The following is a 24803-nucleotide window of genomic DNA, read 5'->3' on the forward strand; positions in this document are numbered from 1 at the left end:
ACGAACGCGCGGTACCAACAAGCGGCACGAACGAAGGAAAAACATGCTGATACGCAGTCCCACAAGCTCGCGTCCCGCCGAGCCCGCGCTGTTTGCACGCGCGGCTGGGCGTGAACGATATCGTGTCGCGGGCGGCGGTCTCACGGTCGTTGCGCTGACACCCGGCGACACCTTGCAGATCGTGGATATCGAAGGCCGCCAGCCGTGCGAACTCATGGCTTTCGATGCACGCGGCGAAGCAGCGCTGGCCGCGCTCGAACTCCGCGCGTCGGAGGATGCTTCGTTCATCGCGAGTGTGTTGCATAACGGCGAGCCCTCGCCTGTGCTGCGCGGTCTGCTCAAGCGTGGTGTCGCACAGAATGCATTGCAGTCCGCGGCGACGCTGTGGAGCGGCGACACACCGGCGGGCTTCATGCGACAACGGGTTGCCGCCGAAGCCTTGCTGGTCGTCGTCGGCGCGCCGGGGGCCGTCGCCGCGATCGATTCGCAGAACCCGCCCACCGGTTTGAGTGTCACGATCGATCGCGCGAATCCCGCGCTCATTGCCGCGCCACCGCTTCCCGACCCATTGGCCGAGCCGCTGAACGACTTCACGATCAGGCCCGGCACCGCCAGCGCGTACACGGTGCGAGCGGGAGAATTCATTCAGGTACTGGACGTGTCCGGCCGGCAATGTTCGGATTTTGTCGCGTTCGATCTCGCCGCGCTGGACAGAAACCAGGAACTCGATCTCGACCAGACCGTGACGAGAACGCTGAACGGCAACGCTTATCCCGCGCCTGGTCTATTCTCGAAGTTCTTTAACCGGAACATGCAGCCGATGCTCGAAGTCGTACGCGACACGGTAGGTCGTCACGATTCGTTTGCATTGGCCTGTGCGGCGCGCTACTACGAAAGCCAGGGCTACTTCGGCCATAGCAATTGCAGCGACAACATGAGTCGCGCACTGGCCGCGTTCAACGTGGCGCCGCGCCCCGGCTGGCCTGCGATCAATTTCTTTTTCAACACCGGCATCAATGCACATCAGCACATGACGCTGGACGAACCGTGGTCGCGTCCGGGCGACTACGTGCTGATGCGCGCGTTGACCGATCTCGTATGCGTGAGCACGTCCTGTCCCGACGACATCGATCCCGCCAACGGCTGGAATCCGACCGATATCCAGATCCGTGTCTATCCGAACAAGGAGCGCTTCTCCATTGCCATGGCCACACGAACGACACCCGACGCCGAACCGGTCCTGACTCGCGAGTCGGGCTTTCACGCGAGAACCTCCGCGCTGACCCGCCATTTCACCGACTATCGCGGCTGGTGGCTGCCCACCCATTACGACGGTTTCGGCACGCACGAAGAGTACTTCGGCTGCAGGGAGCGCGTCGCGATGATGGATCTGTCGGCCCTGCGCAAGTTCGAGATCGTCGGGCCGGATGCGGAAGCGCTGCTGCAATACTGTCTGACGCGCGACGTTCGGCGCCTCGCGATCGGCCAGGTCGTGTATTCGGCGATGTGTTATCCGCACGGCGGCATGCTCGACGACGGCACGCTGCTGCGCCTCGGCCCGGACAATTTCCGCTGGATTTGCGGCGAAGACTACGCCGGTATCTGGTTGCGTGAACAGGCGGCCGCGCTCGGCATGAAGGTGTGGATCAAATCCGCGTCGGACCAGATTCACAATCTGTCGGTTCAGGGGCCGTTGAGCCGCGAGTTACTGAAGCAGATCGTGTGGACGCCGGCCACTCAGCCGTCTCTTGAGAGCCTCGGCTGGTTCCGCTTTCTGGTCGGCAGACTCGACAACTACGACGGTTGCCCGATCATGGTCTCACGCACCGGTTACACCGGCGAACTGGGCTATGAAGTCTGGTGTCATCCGCAAGATGCCGAACGCGTGTGGGACCGTTTGTGGTCCGCGGGGCAACCGTTGGGTATCGTGCCGCTCGGATTGGCTGCGCTCGATATGCTGCGAGTCGAAGCCGGCCTGATCTTCGCCGGGTACGAGTTCACCGACGAAACCGATCCGTTCGAAGCGGGCATCGGCTTCTCGGTCCCGTTGAAGAGCAAAGCCGACGACTTCATCGGCCGCGACGCGCTGCTCGCTCGCAGCGCGCATCCGCGTCACAAGCTGGTCGGTCTGGAACTCGCCGGCAACGAACCCGCGCATCACGGCGATGGTGTGCATAGCGGGCGCGCGCAGATCGGCGTAGTTACCAGCGGCGTGCGTTCGCCGATACTCGGCAAGAACATTGCACTGTGCCGGATCGATATCGGCCACGCCGAAGCGGGAACGCGCGTCGAGATCGGCAAAGTCGACGGACATCAAAAACGTATCGACGCACAGGTCGTCGCGCCGATCTTCTACGATCCGGACAAGAGCCGTGTCCGCGCTTGAACGGCCGTCGCTGTGCCGCGAGGTGAGCCACGGCGCGCGGGTCGGAACGCGCCACTCACCTCCGCTCAATGCCGCATCAACGACCACAACAGCAGGGCCAATAACAGCACGACGATCACTTGCCAGAACAGCACCGGATCGCTCTCAAGCAAAGGCTTGCGCCGAACCGGCGCCATCGCATCGCGACCGCTCGAAAACCGTTCGAGATCCGCGCAGACTTCACGCACATCCTGATACCGGCGTGCGGGATCGGGCTGCAAGGCTTTTTCCAGCACAAGGTCGAGCCATTCCGGCGCGTCGAGCCGGTTCTGATAAAGCGGTACGCGGCCATTAAAGCCGTAAGGCAGCTTGCCGCCGCTGAACAACCGGTACAAGGTCACGCCATACGCGAACACCTCGGAGCGCGCATCGCCCTGTGCGCCCTTCATCAACTCAGGCGCCATATAAGCCGGCGAACCTGGCGCGGCGTCGGGGCCGGGCAACTGCATGCCGGGCATATAAGCAAACCCGAGATCGAGCAGGCGTGTGCTATTGCCGCGAATCACCAGCACGTTCTCGGGTTTGATATCGCGATGGAATATCTCGCGGCGATTCAACGCATCGATCGACTGACCCAATTGCCGCGCAATCTCCAGCGCACGCGGCAGCGCGATCGGCTGAGGCGCCTCCAGTAGCTTCTCGAGCGTGATGCCTGCGCCGAGCGGCATCACCACGTAAAGCCGGGTTTGTCTGTCGGCATCGACCGGCATCGGCGCGAGCACGCCATCGTCGCCGATCTTGCCGGCGAGCCAGCGTTCGCGCACGATCGCTTGCCGCACGTTCTCGTCCTGATCGACTCGCGGCTTCGGAAATTTGAGCGCGAGCGGCGTGTTCGGATCGGCCAGATCGCAGCCGGCGAAAATCCGCGAGTAGTAGCCGTCGCTCAATACACTCTGCAGCAGATATCCGTCGACCACGTCGCCGGCATCGGGAACCGCCGGAATCGGCAACGCACCGACCACACGTTCGAGGTAACCGACGTCGAGCGAAGGCAGGCCGCCCACATCGAGCACCGCGCTCGTCACGTCGTCCTGCGAGCCGCGTGTCATTGCCAGCGCATTCAGCCGGCGCGCAGTGTCGAGCGCACTGCCGCGCGCCGCCAGCACAGTCTGCAACTCGCGCATCGGCACGCGGCGATAGAGCCCGTCGGAGCACATCAGCAGACGGTCGCCCTCGCGCAACTCGACAGTTTCGATCCGCGTCACCAGCGTCGGCAGCATGCCGACCGCATGCGCGACATAAGAACCGAACGCGACCGGCACGACGTCGTCGTCGCCGAGCTGGGTCAGTTGGCTATCGCGCAGCAGATAGAGCCGCACGTCGCCGGCCGCCACCAGATAGGCAGTCGCGCGACGCACGATCAGCGCCGCAAAAGACGCGGCCATCTGCGTCAGTGCGGGATCGACGCGGCCGATCTGATGCAGCCAGCCGTGGATGGCTTCGAGCGCGCGCGCGGCGGCCACGCCCGGCTGCAACGTGTCGGGCAGCGCGTAATAGGCATCGATAAAGGTTCGCACCGAGAGTTCGGCCGCGACCCGGCCGCCCTTGCTGCCGCTCACGCCGTCGGCCAACGCGATCACGCTGCCACGCGCGGCGCGCGCCGACAGATCGCCGGGCATGACCGCGACGTAGTCTTCATTGACGTGATCCTGGCCACGCCCGCGCGCAGCGCAAGACACGCAGCCGATATCGACCGAAGCGCATTCGTCGCGCTCCGGCCGCAACTGCAGATCGATTTCCTGAGCACCCGTTCCGCGACGGCCGGCAGCCCTTCCCTGTGGATCGTCTGAAATCCGGCCCGTGCTCGGTGCAGACAAACTATCCGGGGAGAAGGGGTCATTCATTTACTTTTTGCCGTGGGTCATCACGTCGCTGGTTTCCAGATCGTGCTCGATCTTTTCGAGTATTTGCGGCGAGCGCTTCCTGAGCATCATCAACCAGACTGCGCCGACCAGCATATACGCAACGAACAGATAAGGCAGGATGTTATACGGATAGTCGGGCACCGGATACACGCTGCCGATGACCGCGCCGACCATCGCCAGTGCGCCCAGCACGCCCCATACGACGGTGCTCGTCTTGAGCTCGCCCTGTTTCTTCAGATAAACCGGTGCCGAGATGGCAACCAGAAAATACACGACCAGAAAGCCGAAGGTCGCAAACGTGCTGGTATAGCCGAAGGTGTTGAGCGGGCCCGTGCCGAGCATCGCAATGCACACCACGAGGGTCACGATCGACGAGAACGCAACGGCCAGGTAAGGTGTCTGGTGCGTGCGGTGCACCATGCCCATCGAGCGGTGCACGAACTGATAACGGCCCATCGAATACAGCAGGCGGCTGGACGAGTTGATGCACGCCAGCACGCACGAGAATGCGCTGACCGAGGCGATCAGATAGAACACCGGACCGAGCGGCGACGCGCCGACGCTCGTGAGCAACGTGCTGAGCACGGCCGAATCGCCGCCGAGTTTGGCCGCGTCGTCGTGGTAGGCGATCGTCATCGAATAGGCGACGAACATGAAGAACAGGCCCGACAAAATCACGCTCCAGACCACCGCGCGCGGAATCACGCGCAGCGGGTTCCGGGTTTCCTGGCCGAGCGACGCCGCGCTTTCGAAACCCACATACGAGAAGATGCCGAGCACCATGCCCTGCGCCATGCCCTTGCCGCTCACGCCCTGCAGACTCAATTGGGTGTGGTCGACGATATGGTCAGGATGCAATGCGAGCACATAGATCAGCACCCCGCCCACGATCACCACCGAAGCGGCTTCGATCACCAGCGACAGCCGCGACGAAAGCTTCACGTCGCGTGCGGAGAAGAACCACGCGAGGCCGACAAAGATCGTGTAGACCGCCCACGACGGAATCGCGATCCCCCAGGCCGAAAAAGCATTCTGCACGAACACCACGCCTGCGGCGCCCACCCCCATCGCGGTGCCTACGTAGGCGGCTATCAGGCCCCAGCCCGCTATGCCGCCCGCCATCGGTCCGAGCGCGCGCGAGATGTAGATGAAGAACGAGCCGGCCGTCGCGATCCGGCTCGATAGCGCGATGATGCTCATGCTCACCAGCAGCAGCCCGAGCGTCGAAAGACCATAGATCAACCAGGTCCCCGCACCGGCCAGCGCCGCGATCGCGGTCACGTTGATCGACGGTGTGAAGGTCGGTGAAAGGTTGGCGATGGACTGGCCGATCACCTCGGCAAAACCTAACGTACCGGCGCGCAGTCCGCCGGACGATGCCGGCGCTGCTTGAGTACTGCTTTGCGGAGTGCTCATATTGGGCTCCTGAATGATTAGTGGATCGACGTCGACGCGCTCAACTTTTCCACAGTCAAAAAACGCGAAAAAACTTAATTCATGCGGTCCATCCGGGAATCCATGAGGTCCCCGCGAGCGGAATGCGCGCCATCGCCGCGGCTTCCACCGTCAGCGCGACGAGATCCTCGGGTTCCAGGTGATGCACGTTCTGCTTGCCGCAGGCGCGCGCGATCGTCGTCAGTTCCATGTTCAGCGTCTTCAGGTAGTTGCGCACGCGGCGCGAACCTTCATCGGGCTGCACACGCTGTTCGAGCACCGCGTCCTGCGTGGTCACGCCGACCGGGCACTTCCCCGTATGGCAGTGGTGGCAGAAACCCGGCGACGTGTTCAGCGCCGCATAATCCGCCGCTGCCGGATGCAACGCGCCGTTCTGGAAGTACGTATCGCTGTTGCAACCGAGCGCCATCAGCATCCCCTGCCCGATCGCCACCGCATCCGCGCCGAGCGCCAGCGCCTTCGCCACGTCGGCACCGGTGCGGATGCCGCCCGACACGATCAGTTGTACCTGGCCTTTCATATTCAGATCTTCGAGCGCGTCCACGGCCTGGCGAACCGCGGCCAGCGTCGGAATGCCGACGTTTTCGATGAAGCAGGTCTGCGTCGCGGCCGTGCCGCCCTGCATCCCGTCGATCACGACCACGTCCGCACCCGCATGCACCGCGAGCTTCACGTCGTTGAACGTGCGGGTCGCGCCGACCTTCACGTAGATCGGTTTTTCCCAATCGGTGATTTCGCGCAGTTCCTGAATCTTGATCGTCAGATCGTCAGGGCCGGTCCAGTCCGGATGACGACTCGCCGAACGCTGATCGACGCCCGCCGGCAACGTGCGCATCGACGCGACGCGCGGATTGACCTTCTGTCCGAGCAGCATGCCGCCACCGCCCGGTTTCGCACCCTGGCCGATCACGATTTCGATCGCGTCGGCGCGGCGCACGTCGTCCGGGTTGAAGCCATAACGCGACGGCAGGCACTGATAGACCAGCGTCTTCGACGAGCGGCGTTCTTCCTGGGTCATGCCGCCGTCGCCGGTGGTGGTCGAAGTGCCCATCGCGGTGGCGGCCTGGCCGAGCGCTTCTTTCACGTTCGCGGACAGCGCGCCGAAACTCATCCCGGCAATCGTGATCGGAATGTCGAGCACCACCGGCTTTTTGGCGAAACGCGAGCCGAGCACCGTCTGCGTCGCGCACTTCTCGCGATAGCCTTCAAGCGGATAGCGCGACAACGACGCGCCGAGAAACAGCAGATCGTCGAAATGCGGTACACGGCGTTTCGCGCCCAGACCACGGATTTCATAGAGGCCGCGCTGTGCGGCGGCGTGGATATAGTCGATCGTCTTGCGGTCGTAGCCTTGCGACTCTTCCTGCTGCAAACGGGCGAAATGAACGGGTTTGGCTTCCATGGGGACCTTCTCAGAGAGCGTGTATTCAATATTCCTGGTTCGCGTCGGCGTTCCAGTGATAGAGCGTGCGGGCGGAGGCGATCCGTTTGAACGACGCCGGGTCGTGGTCGATACCCGCGGCAGCCAGCAGGTCGCGCACCGCAGCGAGGTCGGCGTCGGTCATCGGTTCGTACTGTGCGTCGGCGCCGAGCGATTTCACTTCGCCGCGTACGTACAGCACCGCTTCATAGAGCGAGTCGCCGAGCGCGTCGCCCGCGTCGCCGCAGATCACCATGCGGCCCGCCTGCGCCATGAACGCGGAGAAACTGCCGACCGAGCCGCCCACCACGATGTCGCCGCCCTTCAGCGAAATCCCGCACCGCAGACCCGCGTCGCCGTCGATCACGAGCAGTCCGCCGTGCGCGGAAGCGCCCGCGCCGTTCGACGCGAAACCCTTCACGTGCACCTTGCCGCTCATCATGTTTTCCGCGACGCCGGTGCCCGCGCTGCCTTCGATCTCGATGGTGGCGTGCTTGTTCATGCCGCCCGCGTAGTAGCCGGCGTGACCGGCAATCGTCACCTGCAGCGGCGCATCCACGCCGACCGCGAGGTTGTGCGCACCGTTGGGCGTGATCACCGTCACCTTCTGCCCTTCCAGTTCGCTCGCCGGTTGGTGCAGAAACTGGTTCAGCTCACGGACCGTCGTGCGCGCCAGATCGAAAGTCAGGCTTTCCATACATACATCTCCTCAGGTGCAGGTTCGAAGACCTTGGCGTTCTTGATATCCGGCAGGTGCGCGAGCGAGCGGAACTCCGAAGCAATCGCGACGTAATCGTCGTTCTCGGCGACCACCGCGGGCTTGCAGGCGAACGGGTCGCGAATCAGCGCGAGTTCGGTCGAGGTGCCCATCAGGAACGTATAGAAGCCGTCGAGCTCTTCGAAACCCTTCTGCAACGCGTCCGGCAACGTATCGCCTTCGCGCAGCCGCCATTCGAGAAAGCGGCACGCGGCTTCGGTGTCGTTGTCGGTGTCGAAGTGGATGCCTTGCGGTTCCAGCTTGCGGCGCACGCCATGCGCGTTCGACAGCGAGCCGTTGTGGACCAGGCAGAAATCGTCGCCGGCCGTGAACGGGTGTGCGCGATCGGGCGTCACGGCGGATTCGGTCGCCATGCGCGTATGGCCGACCAGATGCGAGCCCTTCAGATTCGCGAAGTCATAGCGGCCCGCGACTTGCGACGGCGAACCGATGTCCTTGTACAGATCGATCGAACGGCCGCTCGATAGCAGATAGAGCTTCGGGTAGCGTTCGCGCAGCCACGTCTTCACCCGCTCGACGTTGCCTTGCACGGTCAGCACCGCGTGATTGCCTTTCGAATCGATGCGGGCGGTGACGTCCATCGACGCGTTCAACGCATCCAGCAACGGCTGCCATGCGAAGTCCGCGCCCTCTTCGGTAAAGCCCGCATAGATGCTCAGCTTGCGCTGACTCGCATCCACCGGTTTGCCGAATACGGCGAGGCCCGCTGAATCCGGTCCGCGCTCGGTCATGCCGATCAGCATCGGCACCATCAATTCGCCCAGCCGCTCGCGCAGTGCCGGCGTCTTCACCAGCAAGCCTACAATTCCGCACATCGTGGTTCTCCTTAGAAAAATTCGAGGTAAGTCTTCAGTTCCCAATCCGACACGTGACGCATGTATTCGAGCCACTCCATTCGTTTGAGCTTGAGGAATTCGTCGGCAACCGGGCCGAGCGCGTCGCAGATCACGCGGTCGGACTCCAGTGCGTCGAGCGCCTGCTCGAGGTTTTGCGGCAGCACGCCGATACCGTGTTCGGAAAGCTTCGCGGGCGACCAGTCGTACAGGTTCTCGTTAGCCGGTTCGCCCGGCGACAGACCGCGGTCGACGCCGTCGAGTCCCGCGGCGATCACCGCTGCCGTCGCCAGATACGGATTGCATGCGCCGTCGGGCAAACGCAGTTCGATGCGCTCGCCTGGCATACGCACCATCGTCGACCGGTTGTTGTCGCCGTAACTGATGTATGCCGGCGCCCACGTGGCGCCCGTGAGCGAGCGGCCCACGACCAGCCGCTTGTACGAGTTCACCGTCGGGTTGCATAGCGCGGTCAGCGCCGGTGCATGGGCGAGCAGGCCCGCGGTGAATCGATAGCCGAGTGTCGAGAGACCCATGCCGAGCTTGTCCGACGGATCCGCGAACAGATTGCGTTCGCCGTCGCCGATCGACATATGCATGTGCATGCCGTTGCCTGGGCGATTGGCAAACGGCTTCGGCATGAACGAGCAGATCATGCCGAGTTCATTGGCGATCTCGGAGGCGGCCATCTTGAAGAACACGTAGTGATCGCACGAGGTCAGGCAATCGGTGTACGTGTAGTTGATTTCGAACTGGCCGTTCGCGTCTTCGTGATCGATCTGATAGACGTCGATGCCGACCGCGCGCATCGATTCGGTGAGCTTCTCCAGGAACACGCGCGTGCGCGACAGGCCTTTGTAGTCGTAGCACGGTTTGGCCAGCGTATCGCTGGGATCGCACGGCTCGAGCGAGCCCGATGCCGAGCGGCGCAGCAACGAGAATTCGGGTTCGAGGCCCGTAAAGAGCGTCCAGTTGCGTTCGCTCATCCGGGCGACCTGCTTTTTCAGCGTCACGCGCGAATCGTATTGCCACGCCTGACCGTCCACATGACCGTCGCAGACGATCCGAGCGAGTCCCGCTTGCCACGGCACCGGCGTGAGCGTCGCCAGATCGCCGACGGCCATGTAGTCGGGGCCGTTCGGCGCAATGCCGACACCCCAGATGGCGAACCCCGCGAAGCCGGCGCCGGCCTTCAGCACGCTTTTCAAATGGCTGACCGGCACGGACTTCGCCTTGGCCACGCCGTGAATATCCACAAACTGCGCCAGCACGTACTTCACGCCCTGCTGCGTCAGATAAGCTTGCGCCTCTTCCGCCGAGCCGAAGCGGGGCACGCATCCGAGTTCGTTGACCGGCAGCTTGCTCGCATCGTTCAGGTTCATCGCCACTCCTTGCAACTGCATCTATCGTGGGTTGGAAAGGCCACGCGCGATGCGCGCGGCCAGGCTATTCGTAAGAAACAAAAATTCCCATAGTGAAACTCTTCGCGCGTGACTCAGCGCTGCAATCTGCTACGCTTTCCTTTTACGTGAGGCCTACATGCAAACCGGTGACGACAACACGCCGCTCGAACGCTACCTTGGTAACACCATCCGCGAACTGCGCCAGCGTCACGGCCTGACCATCGCCCAGGTTTCGGCACAGGCCGGTATCAGCCGCGGCATGCTGTCGAAGATCGAGAACGCGCAAACATCCGCGGGTCTCGAAGTTCTCAACCGCATCGCCCAGGCGCTCGGCGTTTCGCTCTCCATGCTGTTCCGCAATTTCGACGTGCCGCAAGGCGGCGCCCAGCTCGTCAAAAAAGGCGGCGGTATGGAAGTGGTTCGCAAAGGCACCAAAAGCGGCCACACCTATCACCTGCTTGCCTACGACCAGGGTCCGCGCAAACTCTTCGAACCCTTCCTGATCACGATGGAGGACGAGGCGGAACGATTTCCTGTGTTCGAACATCCCGGCACCGAATTCATCCACATGCTCAAAGGCGTGATCGAATACCGCCACGGCCAGCAAACGTACATCCTGCATCCCGGCGACACGCTCACCTTTCAGGGTGAAATACCGCACGGCCCTGAGCGGCTGATCAAGACGCCGATTCAATTCCTGTCGATCTTTGTGTACCCGCAGTCGAGCGCGGCAGACTGATCGTTCGCCGCGCTCGTCACGATCTACTCGCCTGTTAATGCAACCTTTGTGCCATGTTTATCTTGGTGAATCAAAGATTCCCACTGATAAACGCTCCCGGCGTAGTGCGCCATTGCCGGCTGCGGCGCTGAACGACACGCCGGCCTGACCGCGGTGCACGCGTGCAGGGTGGCTGGTGCGACCTTGCACAAAAACGAGAGGCGCACTTAAGCCGCTTCAACAGCAATGCTTATACAAACTCAATGGGTGTGGTCGCGCTGCTTGCAGCGGCATGTCGGGCGACTCGACGCTGCTTGCGCGTGCTGAGTCGTCGAACGGAGTGGTTTGATTCAGGTGGGCGGACGAAGCTGCGTTGCGGGAGATGGTGAATTCGATTTGCGGACTGCCGGCCGTATTTTCCGGTATGCGCAAGGTTCTTACGGTACTGGCCGGGCGATGGCAAGAGTCGTCGGCGAGTTGCCGGCCGGAGCCTGGTTGCCTGGGACCGCCGTCAACGCGCCCGAGGTCGCGTCGATCGTAAATGCAGCAACCGTCCCCGCGGCTGTCGGCGCATACAACCATCGTCCGGTCGGATCGACGGTGACGTGCACGGCCTCGGAGCCCGGCGATATCTGGACGCTCTGAACGGTTGTGGGATCGAAAAGGCCGTCCGTTGCGCCGACGTTGTATATCTGAATCGTGTTGCTGCCTATCTTGCCCATATAGGCGAACTTTCCGGACGGCGTAATGGTTATCGAGGACGCGCCGACACCTGCGAGCGTGGTGGATACGCCCAGTTGACCTGTCGACGGGTTCGCGTTTTGCATGGAGATATCGTTGCCTCCATTACAGACTGTATAGACGTACTGCCCGGATGGCGCGACAGCGATGGCGAATGGCTGAAAGCACTCGAAGAATGGTGTGCCGAGTGCGGTGGTCAATGCACCGGTCGCTGTATTGGTGGTGAAACTAAAATCGAAGCCGCTGCTCTCGTCTGCAACATACAGCGACGGGCCGGTAAGAGAGACGGCCAACGCAACCGGTTGGCTTCCGGCCGGCTCCGTATCGACTGCGCTGAGTGCATGACTCGTCGGATCGATGCTGAACGAAGTGACGGTGTCGCTGCCCGCGTTCGCCACATAGACGAACTTACCCGATGGGTCGCTGACAATCGATTCCGGAGATAGCCCTGCTGCCACGCCGCCGTCTATAGGCGTGAGTGCGCCGGTAGTCGCATTAATGCTGAAACCCTGTACCGTGTTCGACCCAGGTTGGGCGATGTACGCAACGTTTCCCGTGACGGTGATATCCGTGGGCTGCGAGCCGGTGGGGAAAGGACTACCCGGCACCTGACCGAGCGCGCCGCTCGAGGGGTCGATTCGATACACCGATGTCGTGCCGTCCGCGCGATTCGGCACAAGCGCAAATTCCGCCTGCTCGCAATTGACTGAAATCGCTGCGACGTTCGATGCGGCGACTACACCGGCACCGTTTGTCACCACGCATGTCTGGCCGCCGGGTTGAACTGCGACGGTTACCGAATACGCCGCGCCACTTGCCAGTGCGGTCGGAAATACAAATGGTCCATTGGCAGAAATCGCGACGACGTCGCTGCCGCCATTACTCAGTTGGAGCGACACACCGCCCGGCATGCCTGCCACAGTACCGCCGACTGTAAATGTCGGCGTCGGCGTCGGCGTCGGCGTTGACGTCGAGGGCGTGTTCGGCGTGGAAGGAACAGACGGCGCGACGGGACTATCGGGAGGCGACGGCGACGCCGGGGGCGCGACGGGTGCTGTAATCGACGGATTGTTCGGGGCAATATCGCCACCGCAGGCGGTCAACGTCAGCAGCAAAGCCCAGGCTGCAACGCAGGCGTGGCGTTTCGCTATTGATACGACCGAGTACCCCGTTATTGTCGCCTTGCCGTTGGGACGTAATAAATCCGTCATGGTAGCGCTTGCTCTCGATGCCTGGTTCTTGTTCCGTGGGAAACCACTGCTTCTTTTTGTTAGCGATTATGTCAGAGCAAGTAGACTTCGCAACTTCTTATTAATAAACGGAAACATTGACCCGATGTCGCGGCACCGCGAGCAATAAACTAAACACCCTCGTCCGGCCCGTTCCCCTCCATCACGGACGCGAGAATCATCGCGTCGATATTTTGTGGAGCGTGTCGCGTGATTCGAGGGCGGTACACCGCATCACCTCGGGCTATCACCTGCCCGCTCAGTGCGCAGATGCCGCTTTTCCGTGCGACGCAGCGTCGCCAGATCTGTTCGCCATAGCGGCACGCGGTCGGGTCGCTCCATGCGACGGTGGCAATGGTCCGGCTCCTTCGCTCCAGCACCTGGATTGCGCACCTTCTGTAAGCGGCATGACGATAGTCTGCGCGAGCAGGCCGGTGCATCGGCGACGTGGCGCAGCTATCGGCGCTGAGATCAGCGCTGAAATCAGCATTAAGAAGCGCCACGATGTGGACCCAGGCGCGGTCGATGTCGCTGGCATCCTTCATGACGCGCTCCTTGAAGCAAGTCCTATAAGTTTTCGCGGATCATCGCGAACACATCCGCGGACTGCCCCTGCAGCATCGCTTTCGCTGAATAGAGGACCATTCCGTATGCGGAGCCCCACTCTATTTTCGGCGGCATCACGAGCGTCATCGTATCGACCTTGACGTTCAGAAGCGCCGGACCGGGCTCGTTCAACCATGTGACGACAGCCTCTTCGAGCTCATCGGCTTGTGTCACCGTGCGCCCCCAGAATCCAATCGCTTCGGCAACTTTGCCGAAGTCCGGATTTTGCAGGCCGGTATAGAGCGGAAGCATGCCTTCGGACTTCTGTTCGATGTCGATAAATCCAAGCTTGCCGTTGTCGAACACGACCACCTTGATGGGCAGCTTCTCCTGCACGGCCGTCATCAACTCGCCGAACAGCATCGCGAGGCCGCCATCGCCTGACATGGAAATCACCTGACGTCCTGGCTGGCACTTCTGCAACCCCAACGACATGGGCAGCGCCGCCGCCATCGTGCCGTGAAGCAGACTCGAAAACACGCGGCGCTTTCCATTCGTCTCGATGTGACGATATAGCCACACAGTGGGCGTTCCATCGTCGGCGCAAAAGAGCGCATCGCTCGCGGCATGCCGGTTGATCAGCTCGGTCAGATAGATAGGCGGAATCGTTCCCCGGTCCGACGCCACGGCCTTGGAGCGGTGGGTTTCCAGCGCAGCGGCATGCCGCTGGACGAGCTTGTCGCGGAACGTGGTTGCGCTGCGCGATTTCAGGCGCGGCAGCAACGCCTCCATCGTGGATTTGATGTCGCCGACCAGCCCTAACTCAACCGGATGCCGGCGGCCGAGGTGATCGGGCGCGAGGTCGATCTGAACGATTTTTGCCTTCTCAGGATAGAACTGCCGCCACGCGAAGTCGGCGCCGAGCATCAACAAGGTGTCGCATTCGGATACCGCCAGATAGCCCGCTTCGCCGCCGATAATGCCGGTCATGCCGACGTTGTACGGGTTATCGTGCTCGAGCACGTCCTTGGCGCGCGAAGTGTGCGCAATAGGCGCATTGAGCCGCTCCGCTACCGCAAGGATTTCAGCGTGAGCGCCACGGCATCCTGAGCCCCCATAAATCGTGATCTTTTCGCCGGAGTTGAGGATGTCGGCAACACGATCGAGATCGGCATCGCTCGGGCGCACCACGGGCACATTCGTGTGTACCGAATACGGAACGCTATCGCTCGTATTCGCATGGGCGATGTCGACCGGCACGATCAGCACGGCCACCCCGCCCTTCGCAATGGCGGTCTGGCAGGCAATCACGGTCTTGCGTCGCGCCTGCTCCGGCGTGATGATCATGTCGCAGAAAACGCTGCACGATCCGTAGATCGCCTTGAAGTCGACCTCTTGCGGAAAGTTGAAGCCGAGCTCCTCGCTCGCCACCTGGGTTGCGATCAGGATCACCGGAGCCCGATTGCGGTTCGCGTCCACCAAGCCGTTAATGAAGTGAAGACTCCCGGGGCCGCAGCTTCCTGCTACGGCGGTCAGGTTGCCGGTCAACATGGCTTCGCCTTCGGCGGCGAATGCTCCCGCCTCCTCGTGACGCACATGGACCCACTCGATCTCGCTCTCGTTGATGTGGTGAGCGATGAGATTGAGCGTGTCGCCCACGATCCCGTAGCAATGCTTGACGCCCGCCGACGCGAGCGTATCCACAATGACTTCGGCCACTTTCTTGCTCATTTATGTTCTCCTGAGAATACGCTGCGCCGTCGCCTATTCGCCCACGACGTCCGGCATGATCTGTCCCATCTCCATCGCCTGACTGGGCGGCACCTCCTGAATGCCGATGACAATCTGATCGTCGGGCGCCCCCGTCGCGCGCTGAAACAATGTCCACAGACGCTGCAGCAAGCCCCGTTTATAGTCGGCTGTGCGTCCGGTTCGGATCAGAAGCGTCAGCGCGGCAGTGGCCGCCGCTTCGCCGGCCGTGAACCCGTTGCCCGGCGCATATTCCTGAAACACCACATGCACCCAATTCTTCGGCACACCGGAGTATTCAGAATGCAGATGGGTCAATTCGGCCGCGAGCGTGGCCTTGGCCTCGCTGCTGAGCACGCCATCCTGAGTAATCAATGTGTAGAGCGGCATTCGAGCAATTCCTATGCGGACGTTGTACGAGCATCCATACCGCGACGCGTGCAAATATCGAGGCCTCCGCTAATTCGGGAGGCCGTCGCACCGTTCATTCAACGTAGTTCTTCAGAATGCGCAAATCCGTCACGGAGTACGCCATGCCAAGCCGGTACCCGCGCCCGACACGCACCGGTGCAATCAGATGCATCTCCTCGCCGGCGACCTCGGGAATCTTCAGTTCCGCCGATCCGGCCCAGACATCCACGATCGCGAGATTGTCCGTGAGCGACATGGTCAGTTCGTCGACCGGCGGCTTCTCCTGAAGTCCCGCCGCGAGTTGAGGAAAGTAGCGGCGCATCGTCGTCGGCCGGTTGAAAACCGTCGTCGGATCGGTCACGGCTTCGTCGAGCTGGATACGGGCGGTTGCAAGGCGTTCCCCGTGCGCTGACACACTGGCGCCGAAGCGGCTGCCCTTGGCAAGCGGCGCTGCGGCGAGGCTGGGCGCGGAGAAGCTGCGGGTCTGATAGACGCTCGCCAGTTTCTTCGGAAAGCCTTGCGCCCAACCGCGGGCGATAGCGGCATCGTTATCGACGAAGATGTACGGACAGTAGTTGACCGGCACACCGTCGAAGACCGCTTCAACCAGAACGAACGCCTCACGGTATTGATAGCGAGCCGGGTCCGTCAATTCGTCGTTGGAGCCGGTGAACTGCCAGTCGAGAAACCAGAAGAACGCGCGGCCGGCAGACTTCTCGTCCACCGTGACGCCCGGCGGCAGCAGCGCCGCGATCGCATTCGGGTCGGTCCAGTATTCGATCGCGATGCAATCGCTCGAGTAGTGCCACGGCGGCAACGTCGCCAGCGCGGACTTGCCTTGCGGCGTGACAGGAACTGAAAACGCTTTAGTCATTTTGTTGGGTCCTCGATTGGGGCGACCGGAAGTCGCTGTTCATGGGGGCGGGCATTCCCGGCAACTCCTCGGCAACTTCTCGACAACCAGCGCGCATTGCCTGACGCCGACCATTCGAAGGTGCATGTCGGCCGGACACCCTCCCCTTCGGTCCATTGCCATGAACCATTATTGTCGTAGGCGTTATTGCGTCCTATCCCCCGATCGGGGGGCGATGTCATCGACTGAAACCGCGCTCCCGACGTGCGCTTATCGGTACATCCAAGGTTTCCGCGGCTATTTTGCCGGTATAGAATCCGCTGGATATCAGAAATAGACGCGCCGTACGGCCGGAGACAAACGTGAGCGATTTCCCGCCTTTCCGGCTTGACCGAGCCAATCAGTGTGTCTGGCAATCGCTACCCGACGCGGGCGAGCGCCGGCTCAACCTCAGGCCTCGCGCGTACGACATGCTTCAGTATCTGGTCGACAACGCCGGCCGCCTCGTCACGCACGACGAATTTCTCGACGCGCTCTGGCAAAACGTTCTCGTGCAACCGGAAGTGCTGAAGGGGCACATGCTGTCGATACGCGCCGCGCTCGGCGACGATCCGGCCAACCCCAGATTCATCGAAACGCTTCGCGGCCGCGGCTATCGATTCATCGCGCCCGTGCTTGTCCAGCCGTCCGTTCATGCCGCAGATGCAGAGAAAACGGCTGATGGCACGATCGTCGGACGCGCGCCGCAGTTAAGCAAACTCAAAGCGCTATTCGACGAAGCCTGCGCAGGAGAGTCGCGCGTGGTGTTCGTCGCCGGAGAACCGGGCATCGGCAAGACGACGCTCGTCAACCAGTTCCTGGAATCTCTCGACGGCCGTGGCGACGTATTGATTTCTCTCGGGCGCTGCGTGGAGGGTTACGGTGGCACCGAGCCGTATTACCCCGTTCTCGAAGCCCTCGCCCAACTGGTGCGTGGCGACGCGGGCGCAGCCATTACGCGCAGTCTGGTTTCGATTGCTCCGACCTGGGCCGCGCAGCTTCCCGGTTCAGTGCCGCAGCGGCACCGCGCTGCGCTGCAACGCCAGTTGATCGGCGCCGTCAGCGGTCGGATGCTGCGGGAAATCTGCGAGTTTCTGGCCGCGCTGTCGGTGCAGAAGCCCATTGCGCTCGTCTTCGAAGATCTTCATTGGTCGGACTATTCGACCGTCGACATGCTCTCCGCTATCGCCCGTCACCGCACCCATGCACGCGTGATGGTGGTGGCCACCTATCGCCCCGAAGACGTGGAAGTCGCTCGTCACCCACTGGGCCGCCTGAATCGCGACCTCGGCTTGCAGAAGCTGTGTCATGACATCGTGCTCGGACCGCTAACCCAAGGTGCGATCGCCGAATACCTGCAAGGCAAAGGGCAACAAGCGCACACGCCAACGCCGGAGCAGGCACACGAAAATGAACTCGCGCAGTTCGTGCGCGAGCGCTCCGGCGGCAATCCGCTCTTCATGGTGGCGACGCTCGATCATCTGGTTGCGCAAGGAATCGCGCAGTCCACGCCGGATGGCTGGAAACTGCATGTGTCACCGTCCGAAGTGCGGCTCGAAGTGCCGCTGACGCTAAGCCAGGTGATCGAACATCGCATTCAACGGCTCACGCACGATCAGCAGCGCGTTCTCGAGGCGGCCAGTGTGGCAGGGCTCAGCTTCGACGCGACCGTCGTCGCTCCCGTGGCCCAGTTAAGCCAGGAATGTTTCGAGGAGATGTGCGAGGCGTTGTGCCGGCAGGAAAGTTTCATCCGCCGCGAGGCGCCTGCACCGCTCGATCATCAGGTCGCGGCGCGCACCTTCGCATTCCGCCATACGATGTACCGGCAGACCTTCTACGAGCGTCAGGGCGCACTGCGTACCGCGCATTCGCATCTTCGGATCGCGCAGACCCTCGAAGCGCGTTGCGCGCCCGAAGCACGTGGCAGCATTGCGGCCGAGCTGGCCCAGCATTTCGCGGCCGCAAGGCAATGGTCGCGCGCGCTCGGCTATCTGCGGATCGCGATCCAGACAGCGAAAAAACGCCTCGCCTATAACGATGCGCTCGCCATTCTCGATCGCGCGATGATGCTGGCCGCCAATCTGCCGGGCGACGCACGGGCCGCGGCGGAAGCTGAATTCCTCGAGGGGCGCGCATCGATCTATACCGCGGCGCATGACCGGCGCGCACGCGAGACATGCGAGCAACTGGCGGCGCGTGCCGCGCAACTCGGTCTGATCGACATCCAGAGCCGCGCGCTGCTGAGCCTCGCTTACGCTTATAGCTGGCGCGATCAGCTCCGCTGCAGCCGGATCATCGACGAAGCGCTTGCGCTCAGCGAACAGCAAACCGATGCGCAGCAGCAGGCCCGCACGCGCATCAGTTGCTATGTCTGGCGAATGTGGGTGCGCGGCTGGAGCGCCGAAGACATTGATCAGTGCGACGCTGCACTCGAAGCATTGCGTAACGGCGACGATCCGTTCACGACCGCCTGGTCGCAATGCGAATACGCGATGGTGCTGATGGTGTCCGCACGCTATCAGCAGGCTCAGGACAAGATTCTCGCGAACTACCAGTTCCTCGTCGACAACGACGAGAACCGGCCCGAGTTCAACATGGCCCGCGCCACCTGGATGGTCAATCTCGGCGTGCCCTGGACGCTGTTGTATCTGGGCGAGTTCGGGCGCGCGGAGCGGGAGTTCGACCGTGCGATTGCGATGTTCGCCGCGAACGGCAATCAATATGGCGCCGATACGCTCACGCTGTATCGCTGCTGGCTGCAATTTCATGCGCTGGACTTCGATGCGATGCTGGAGTCCTGTCAGCAGGTTATCGTCGAGTTACCGGCCGAGTTACCGGCCGGATTGCCGGCCAGAACCACCGGACACCGCTCGACACTGCCCGCGGAGCAGCGGCTCGGTATTCTCCTGAAGGGCCTGGCTTACCTGGGCCTCGGCGACAGCCACGCGGCACGGATTCATCTGCTCGACGTGATGCAGCGCATGGATGACGAACCGGTGATTTTCGACTGGTACTGGCGGCTGTCGCTCGAATGGGGACTCGCGAACCTTGCGCTGATGGAAGAAAAGCCGGACGAAGCGATCACGCATGCCGCTCGCCTGGTCAAGCTGGCAACCGGCACGGAAGAGCGCACGTGGCACGGCCTCGCGTGGGAAGTACAGGCGCGTGTCGCGCTGCAAGTCGGTGCAGTGACGGACGCCGTGCATTGCACGGAGAAAGCGATTGCGGCCACCCAGCACTTCCAGACCCCGCTCGCGGACTGGCGCATCCATCGCACGGCGAGTGAAGCCTACAGCGCGAGCGGTGACGCGCAATTGGCGGCTCGCCACGCGGCCCTCGCGGCAAGCAAAAAGGCGGCGCTGACGGCAAGCTTGCCCGCCGGGCATCGTCTGCGCGACACGCTGGGGGCAGACAGCTAGTCTGCAAACTGATCCGCGGGCTGCGCCGCGAGACGCCGGCCGATCCCGGTTCCCTGCGAGATCGAACCGGCAAGCCGGGCCCGTGATTCGATGCAGCACTGTCGCGCAACGGCCATGCGCTGCGTGTCGCCACGTGCTTCATGCAGCCACGCCGACGTGCGCTGCAGACGCCAGTTCGCGAGCGGCGTCTCGAAGCCTTCGGTTGCCGAAAACGCGGCCTTCAGATGACCCGCCGCGCGCGCCAGATCGCCCTCGTTCAACGACGCTCTTGCCATGGTGTCCCACGCCAGCGCTTGCCAGGTGCGTTCTTCGGTGGCGAGCGCGCGTTCGAGGAAGCGGTGCGCGCGATGCTGCGACGCATCGCGATCGTCACCCGCAATCGCGAGGTCCGCCCAGCCCCATTCGAGCGCGAGGCGCCAGTACCAGTCGAACATGATCGGCTCGTTTTCCATCAGCCGTTCGGCTTCGGCGAAACGCGCGGCGGCAGCGGCGTTCTCGCCGAGCCCTGCGTGAGCCAGCCCGGCGAGAATGGTCCAGACGCGCTGCTGCGGCGGCAGAAAAGCGGCGCGCTCGCGGACCTCGGCGTCGGACCCCGGCCGATCCGCCGCTGCGCTGAACTGCCGGTCGAGTTCGACCACGGTTTCGAAGTCCATCGTATGGACCAGCAACCAGCCGCGGTAAACCTGCAGTGTGCGCGCTGCAAAGTAATTGCCGTTGTCGTGATAGTCGCGGATGCCGCGATCGAACTCGTCGAGCGAACGGCCCAGATCGCCCACCGACATATGCGCCCACGCGACCCCGAGGCGCACCATCCACGTGCCGCGTGCGATATCGAAACCCGGATGAACGACCGCATGCCCGTACAGCACCTGATAGCTCGTCTGCGCGGTGTTCAACGCCGTGCGGTATTGCGTCGACACCATCAGCAGCATGCAGTGTTCGAGGTTCGCTTTCGCCATCGATACCGGATCGCCCACCTCGCGCAACGTGGCGAGCGCATGCGCACAGTGCTGCGCGTCGGCGGCACGCCAACCTTGCGTCCAGATACGCCGGACATGACACGCGATCTGCGTCGACGCACTGACACGCCGATCCGGATAGGACGCCGCGAGCGCAAGCGCCTCGTCGAGGCAGGCCACCGAGCGTGTCTGACCGCTCCAGCTCAGCACGTACGCGAGACCGAGCAGCGCGCGCAGTTGCACTTCGATCTTGCCGAGCTGCGTGGCCTGTTCGTGCAGCATGCGATACGCGTCGACTGCCTGCGGATCGTGGGCGGCGGCAAAGAGCGCCGCGCGCGCTTCGACGAATTCGATACGCCTGAGCGAGCGCAAGTCCGCCGGCAGTCGCGCGAGCAGCGTATCGGCCTGATCGAGCACCGTGAGGGCCTCGCGATACGCGCAGCGCACCTTCGCCGTTTGCAACGCGATTTGCACATAGTCGAGCGCCTTGTCCCATTGCCGCGCGTCCGCGAAATGCCAGCAAAGCTCCGCGGCAATGCTGCCGCGCTGCCCCGCGAGGAACAGCCGCTCGAGTTGCTCACCGATCAGCCGGTGCGACCTGGAGCGCCGCGTCAGCCCCTGGCGGTCGTAGAACACGCTGCGAACCAGCGCGTGTGCAAAGCTGAACAACTGTGTGCCGGAGCCATCGGGCAAGGTCCGAACGCCGGCGCGGCGAACGAACTGGCCGCGGCGGGCCAGTTCGTCGCACAGGTCTTCAAAGGCCTCGACGCTCATCGCGGCTGCTTCGGCCGTCGTCGCCGAGGCGAACGTCAATCCCGCCACGCTCGCCGCTTCGAGTGCACGTTGTGCCGCAGGCGTCAGCCGCTGGATGCCCATCTCGATGACCTGGGCGATCGTGCGCGGCAGCGCGCCGTGCAACTGCGTAGCGCTCGCGCGCAGATGCCAGCCGTCAGGCGTCGGTTCCACCAGCGCCTGCTCGTGCAGATGGTCGAGAATCGCCTGCATGTACAGCGGATTGCCGCCGGAGCGGTCGGCGACCAGATGCGCGAGTTCCTCGTCGAGCGGATTCAGGCTGGCGCCGTGCGTGAGCCACGCGCCGATCGCGTCGGGCTTGAGCGGCGCGAGTTCGATGAGTTCGCACGCGCCACGCAGCAGCAGCGTGTGACTGAGTTTTATCACCGGATGTTGGACAGATGCCGCTTCGTCGTTGCGGTAAACGGCCACCAGCATGAGCCGCCAGGGGCCCTCGAGCCGCGCGATCGCGGACAGCATGTCGATCGTCGAAAAATCCGCCCACTGCAAATCGTCGAGCACGATCAGTAGCGGACGTTCTACCGCCAGCGCTCGCAGCAGATCGCAGATTTCGCGCATCATCCGCTGCCTGCCGGCGCCGATCGTCTGTGCGAGCAACGTTGCGCGGATGTCGGCCGGCACATGAGCGGGCATCAGCAGCGCCCACGTGGGCGCGATTGCCACGAGCGCGTCGCGCACTTCTTTTCCACCCGCGCCGCGGCATAGACGGCCTAGCGCCTCGAGCAGCGGATAGTACGGCTCGGTCCCGCCGTAGCCTTCCACACATCCGCCGCTCAATACACGCGTGTCGCCGCGGGATACATCGGCAAGAAACCCGTCGACGAGCGCCGTCTTGCCGATTCCCGCCTCGCCGGCGATGAACACGATCTGCCGCGTGCCCGCCTGCGCGCGTTGGTGTGCGCCCAGCAATGCAGCGAGTTCGGACACGCGGCCCACGAACCGTTCCGCGCTGTGCGCGAGAAGGCCTGACTGGCCGCCCGCTGCAAACGTATCGACGGGTGCGATGAAGCGATAGCCACGCCCGCGATGCGTTTCCACATAGCGCGGACGCTCCGCGCTGTCGCCCAACGCACGGCGGATCGCCGCGATGTGCCCCTTGAGCACCTCGGGCTGCACATGCACGTCCGGCCATACCGCTTCGAGCAGCGCTTCAGACGACACGAGCCGCTGCGGATGCTCGACGAGATGACGCAGCACGGCGAATGTTTTCGGCGGCAAGTCGATGCGGCTAGCGGATTGACCCGGATTCAAACGCCACACGCATTGATTGGACAGGTCCAGCCTGAAGCCGGCAAAGTGGAGTGAGATTCGGGTGCGACAGTCGGGATTCAAACGGCAGAACTCCTCGGTGCGTGAAGCAAACCGAGGCGTGTCGCGAGCGCGACCGCCTCGGTCCGGTTTCTGACCGACAGTTTGGTGTAAAGATGCTTCGCGTGAGATTTGACGGTTTCGGGCGCGATGCCGAGCTCGACCGCGATCTGCTTGTTGGACAGCCCTCGCCCCATCAGCGCGACGATGAGGCGCTCGCGTTCGGTGATTCCCGCGCCCACGTTGGGGCGTCGTATCGCGAACGGCTCATTGGCTTCGCTGACGTCACGTCGATGCTGCCGCAGCATTCTCGCATACGGCAACAGCTCCCCGATATCGCCGGGCGCAACGATCCGCCGCTGCACGATCGCGTCGATCAGCTCGGCGACGCGCGCGCTGCAATCGACGAGCGTTTGATGCAAACCCACGACAGGCGCGCGCCTGAGCACGCCGACGAGCCGTTCGAGCGCTTCGTCGCGTTGCCCGCTCGCGAGCAACGCGTCGACGAGCAACAGCTCGACGGCCACCGCCGCGTAGAGACGGCCGCGGCGAACCATGTCGCGATGAACCTGCCGCACGGCATCGACATCGACATCGACATCGACATTGCCCGCGCACGGCGAATGCGCCAGCGCAAGACGCACCTCCGCGACCGTGTGAAAACGCGCGATCTCGACGCGCACGTTGCTGCTTGCGGCTCGCGATTCATCCGCGAGTTCGGCGAGGCGCTGCAAGCAGTTCGCGGCCTGTTCGACGCGCCCGCAGCCGGCCTCGATCTCCACCTGGTGCGCGAGACTCGCCGCCCGCAGTCTCGGCCAGCGGCGCCGCACGCCGAGCGCCTCGGCTTCACTGAGAATCACGAGTGCCCTGCCATGCTGCCCACGGCTTGCGGCAATGCGCGCGAGCAATCCATGCGCACGCAGCGCGCTTTCGACCGTACAGCATTCGCGGATGCCCGCGATCCGCGCGACGAGCAGCGCCTCGGCTTCGTCCACCTGTCCCTGTTCATAGAGCACTTGCGCGATGACGCATACCGGAAACGTGTCCGCCAGCGGGTGCGTGCCGACGAGGCACCGCCCGCGTTCAAGCGCGTGCGCAGCGAGCAGACGCGCCGCGCCGAAGTGCATCTGGTCGAGCGCGACTGCGGCGTCCAGTCCCAGATCGAACAGCGTGGACACCGTTTGCCTGCGGGTGGGCTGGTGACCCGGCTTGAAGCGCTCCACCGCGTAGAAGCTCTCCAGATCGCCGAGCCGCCAATACACGCTGCGGCACACGGTCAGCGCGACGTGCGCGGTCGTCGCGGTGGCGTGAGCGCCGCGCGCGGACCATGCGGCCGCCAACGCAGCCGCTTCGTCGTCCTGCAGCACGAATGCCACGGCCCGCAATGCCGCGATCTCGCAACGCAGCGCCTTGGCGGCCGAAGCGGACAGGCGGGTCGCCTGGTGTTCGATCAGGTCCGCGATGACGAGCGCCTCATGGCAATCGACGCGCATCGCGCTCTGCCATGCGCGTTCGATATCGAGCCTGAGTTTCGCAAAGCCGATGCCGACCCGCGCGCCGCCATGGCGAGCCATCCACGGAATCTCGGCGACGCAAACGCCTACTGGCAGACGCGCTGCGGCGATCACGTGCAGCGCGCCCGCCTCGGACGAAACGCAAGGGCTCGGCGCGCCTGGCTGCGACCGGCCAGATTTCGAAATGCTTTCGTGCGCTACGACGTCGTTCATGCGGGCTCCGGCGGGACACTCGCTCGTCGCAATGACTCGACGAGTAAAGATGCCGCCCAGACTAAACCTGACGTCGTCGCGAAGCGTGATGATTCGGTCATTTTTCGGTAAT

General features: G+C 63.2%; 17 protein-coding genes. 4 read left to right on the forward strand and 13 right to left on the reverse strand.

Translation table 11 applies throughout. From position 1 onward, the window contains the following. Positions 1-43: 43 nt before the first annotated feature. A complete protein-coding gene (locus tag PQQ51_RS23120; protein ID WP_408499173.1) occupies positions 44-2386 on the forward strand; it encodes a trimethylamine N-oxide demethylase in 2343 nt (780 codons plus the stop codon). A 65-nt stretch (positions 2387-2451) separates the two neighbouring features. On the opposite strand, the gene PQQ51_RS23125 is transcribed toward PQQ51_RS23120, so the two are convergent. The 6 genes from PQQ51_RS23125 to glnT all read right to left on the reverse strand — a co-directional run bounded on the left by PQQ51_RS23125 (position 2452) and on the right by glnT (position 10158). Beyond that, complete coding sequence (locus tag PQQ51_RS23125; protein ID WP_408499174.1) at positions 2452-4269, reverse strand: bifunctional protein-serine/threonine kinase/phosphatase; 1818 nt, start codon at positions 4267-4269, stop codon at positions 2452-2454. Then, positions 4270-5706, reverse strand: coding sequence for an APC family permease (locus PQQ51_RS23130; RefSeq protein ID WP_408499175.1), 1437 nt, complete (start codon positions 5704-5706; stop codon positions 4270-4272). It abuts the gene before it with no gap. A gap of 79 nt (positions 5707-5785) precedes the next feature. After that, on the reverse strand, positions 5786-7147 hold the full coding sequence (locus PQQ51_RS23135) for an FMN-binding glutamate synthase family protein (RefSeq protein ID WP_408499176.1): 1362 nt from the start codon (positions 7145-7147) through the stop codon (positions 5786-5788). A gap of 25 nt (positions 7148-7172) precedes the next feature. Beyond that, positions 7173-7862, reverse strand: a complete 690-nt coding sequence (locus PQQ51_RS23140; protein ID WP_408499177.1) for a GltB/FmdC/FwdC-like GXGXG domain-containing protein — start codon at positions 7860-7862, stop codon at positions 7173-7175. Beyond that, the gene (locus PQQ51_RS23145; RefSeq protein ID WP_408499178.1) at positions 7850-8758 is read right to left on the reverse strand and encodes a class II glutamine amidotransferase; all 909 of its coding nucleotides are present in this window, start codon (positions 8756-8758) and stop codon (positions 7850-7852) included. The genes PQQ51_RS23140 and PQQ51_RS23145 overlap by 13 nt, the downstream gene beginning before the upstream one ends. 11 nt (positions 8759-8769) lie before the next feature. Beyond that, positions 8770-10158 (reverse strand): type III glutamate--ammonia ligase, encoded by a 1389-nt coding sequence (gene glnT / locus PQQ51_RS23150; RefSeq protein WP_408499179.1) that lies wholly within the window; start codon positions 10156-10158, stop codon positions 8770-8772. 157 nt (positions 10159-10315) lie between these two features. On the opposite strand from glnT, the gene relB reads away from it, so the two are divergent. After that, a complete protein-coding gene (gene relB, locus PQQ51_RS23155; protein ID WP_408499180.1) occupies positions 10316-10918 on the forward strand; it encodes a type II toxin-antitoxin system RelB family anti-toxin in 603 nt (200 codons plus the stop codon). 416 nt (positions 10919-11334) lie between these two features. On the opposite strand, the gene PQQ51_RS23160 is transcribed toward relB, so the two are convergent. Beyond that, positions 11335-12537 (reverse strand): lactonase family protein, encoded by a 1203-nt coding sequence (locus PQQ51_RS23160; protein ID WP_408499181.1) that lies wholly within the window; start codon positions 12535-12537, stop codon positions 11335-11337. Between the two features lie 10 nt (positions 12538-12547). Between PQQ51_RS23160 and PQQ51_RS23165 the strand changes: the two genes are divergently transcribed. Then, positions 12548-12997, forward strand: coding sequence for a hypothetical protein (locus PQQ51_RS23165; RefSeq protein WP_408499182.1), 450 nt, complete (start codon positions 12548-12550; stop codon positions 12995-12997). A gap of 1 nt (position 12998) precedes the next feature. Here the strand turns inward: PQQ51_RS23165 and PQQ51_RS23170 are convergent, their stop codons facing one another. From PQQ51_RS23170 to PQQ51_RS23185, 4 genes are all read right to left on the reverse strand, one after another. Beyond that, positions 12999-13412, reverse strand: coding sequence for a DUF3331 domain-containing protein (locus tag PQQ51_RS23170; RefSeq protein WP_408499183.1), 414 nt, complete (start codon positions 13410-13412; stop codon positions 12999-13001). Positions 13413-13434: 22 nt separating this feature from the next. Continuing rightward, the gene (locus PQQ51_RS23175) at positions 13435-15144 is read right to left on the reverse strand and encodes a thiamine pyrophosphate-dependent enzyme (protein WP_408499184.1); all 1710 of its coding nucleotides are present in this window, start codon (positions 15142-15144) and stop codon (positions 13435-13437) included. A gap of 33 nt (positions 15145-15177) precedes the next feature. Beyond that, positions 15178-15552 carry a tautomerase family protein gene (locus PQQ51_RS23180; protein WP_408499185.1) on the reverse strand — a complete coding sequence of 125 codons (375 nt, stop codon included), beginning with the start codon at positions 15550-15552 and terminating at the stop codon, positions 15178-15180. A gap of 94 nt (positions 15553-15646) precedes the next feature. Continuing rightward, a complete protein-coding gene (locus tag PQQ51_RS23185) occupies positions 15647-16447 on the reverse strand; it encodes an acetoacetate decarboxylase family protein (protein ID WP_408499186.1) in 801 nt (266 codons plus the stop codon). Positions 16448-16788: 341 nt separating this feature from the next. On the opposite strand from PQQ51_RS23185, the gene PQQ51_RS23190 reads away from it, so the two are divergent. Beyond that, positions 16789-19884 (forward strand): AAA family ATPase, encoded by a 3096-nt coding sequence (locus PQQ51_RS23190; RefSeq protein ID WP_408499187.1) that lies wholly within the window; start codon positions 16789-16791, stop codon positions 19882-19884. Here the strand turns inward: PQQ51_RS23190 and PQQ51_RS23195 are convergent. Continuing rightward, positions 19881-22988: an ATP-binding protein gene (locus PQQ51_RS23195; RefSeq protein ID WP_408499188.1), complete on the reverse strand. Its 3108-nt coding sequence runs from the start codon at positions 22986-22988 to the stop codon at positions 19881-19883. The genes PQQ51_RS23190 and PQQ51_RS23195 overlap by 4 nt on opposite strands. Then, complete coding sequence (locus PQQ51_RS23200) at positions 22985-24691, reverse strand: helix-turn-helix transcriptional regulator (RefSeq protein WP_408499189.1); 1707 nt, start codon at positions 24689-24691, stop codon at positions 22985-22987. Before PQQ51_RS23200 ends, PQQ51_RS23195 begins: the two co-directional genes overlap by 4 nt. Positions 24692-24803 lie beyond the last annotated feature (112 nt).

Source organism: Paraburkholderia xenovorans (assembly GCF_046030735.1).
GTDB lineage: Bacteria > Pseudomonadota > Gammaproteobacteria > Burkholderiales > Burkholderiaceae > Paraburkholderia > Paraburkholderia xenovorans_A.

Bases quoted from the DNA above. Each gene is read 5' to 3' on its own strand.
- PQQ51_RS23170 (WP_408499183.1), bottom strand. From the start codon at position 13,412: ATGAAGGATGCCAGCGACATCGACCGCGCCTGGGTCCACATCGTGGCG.
- PQQ51_RS23120 (WP_408499173.1), top strand. From the start codon at position 44: ATGCTGATACGCAGTCCCACAAGCTCGCGTCCCGCCGAGCCCGCGCTG.
- PQQ51_RS23130 (WP_408499175.1), bottom strand. From the start codon at position 5,706: ATGAGCACTCCGCAAAGCAGTACTCAAGCAGCGCCGGCATCGTCCGGC.
- PQQ51_RS23145 (WP_408499178.1), bottom strand. From the start codon at position 8,758: ATGTGCGGAATTGTAGGCTTGCTGGTGAAGACGCCGGCACTGCGCGAG.
- PQQ51_RS23185 (WP_408499186.1), bottom strand. From the start codon at position 16,447: ATGACTAAAGCGTTTTCAGTTCCTGTCACGCCGCAAGGCAAGTCCGCG.
- PQQ51_RS23175 (WP_408499184.1), bottom strand. From the start codon at position 15,144: ATGAGCAAGAAAGTGGCCGAAGTCATTGTGGATACGCTCGCGTCGGCG.
- PQQ51_RS23125 (WP_408499174.1), bottom strand. From the start codon at position 4,269: ATGAATGACCCCTTCTCCCCGGATAGTTTGTCTGCACCGAGCACGGGC.
- PQQ51_RS23165 (WP_408499182.1), top strand. From the start codon at position 12,548: ATGCCTGCCACAGTACCGCCGACTGTAAATGTCGGCGTCGGCGTCGGC.
- PQQ51_RS23140 (WP_408499177.1), bottom strand. From the start codon at position 7,862: ATGGAAAGCCTGACTTTCGATCTGGCGCGCACGACGGTCCGTGAGCTG.
- PQQ51_RS23180 (WP_408499185.1), bottom strand. From the start codon at position 15,552: ATGCCGCTCTACACATTGATTACTCAGGATGGCGTGCTCAGCAGCGAG.
- PQQ51_RS23135 (WP_408499176.1), bottom strand. From the start codon at position 7,147: ATGGAAGCCAAACCCGTTCATTTCGCCCGTTTGCAGCAGGAAGAGTCG.
- glnT (WP_408499179.1), bottom strand. From the start codon at position 10,158: ATGAACCTGAACGATGCGAGCAAGCTGCCGGTCAACGAACTCGGATGC.
- relB (WP_408499180.1), top strand. From the start codon at position 10,316: ATGCAAACCGGTGACGACAACACGCCGCTCGAACGCTACCTTGGTAAC.
- PQQ51_RS23200 (WP_408499189.1), bottom strand. From the start codon at position 24,691: ATGAACGACGTCGTAGCGCACGAAAGCATTTCGAAATCTGGCCGGTCG.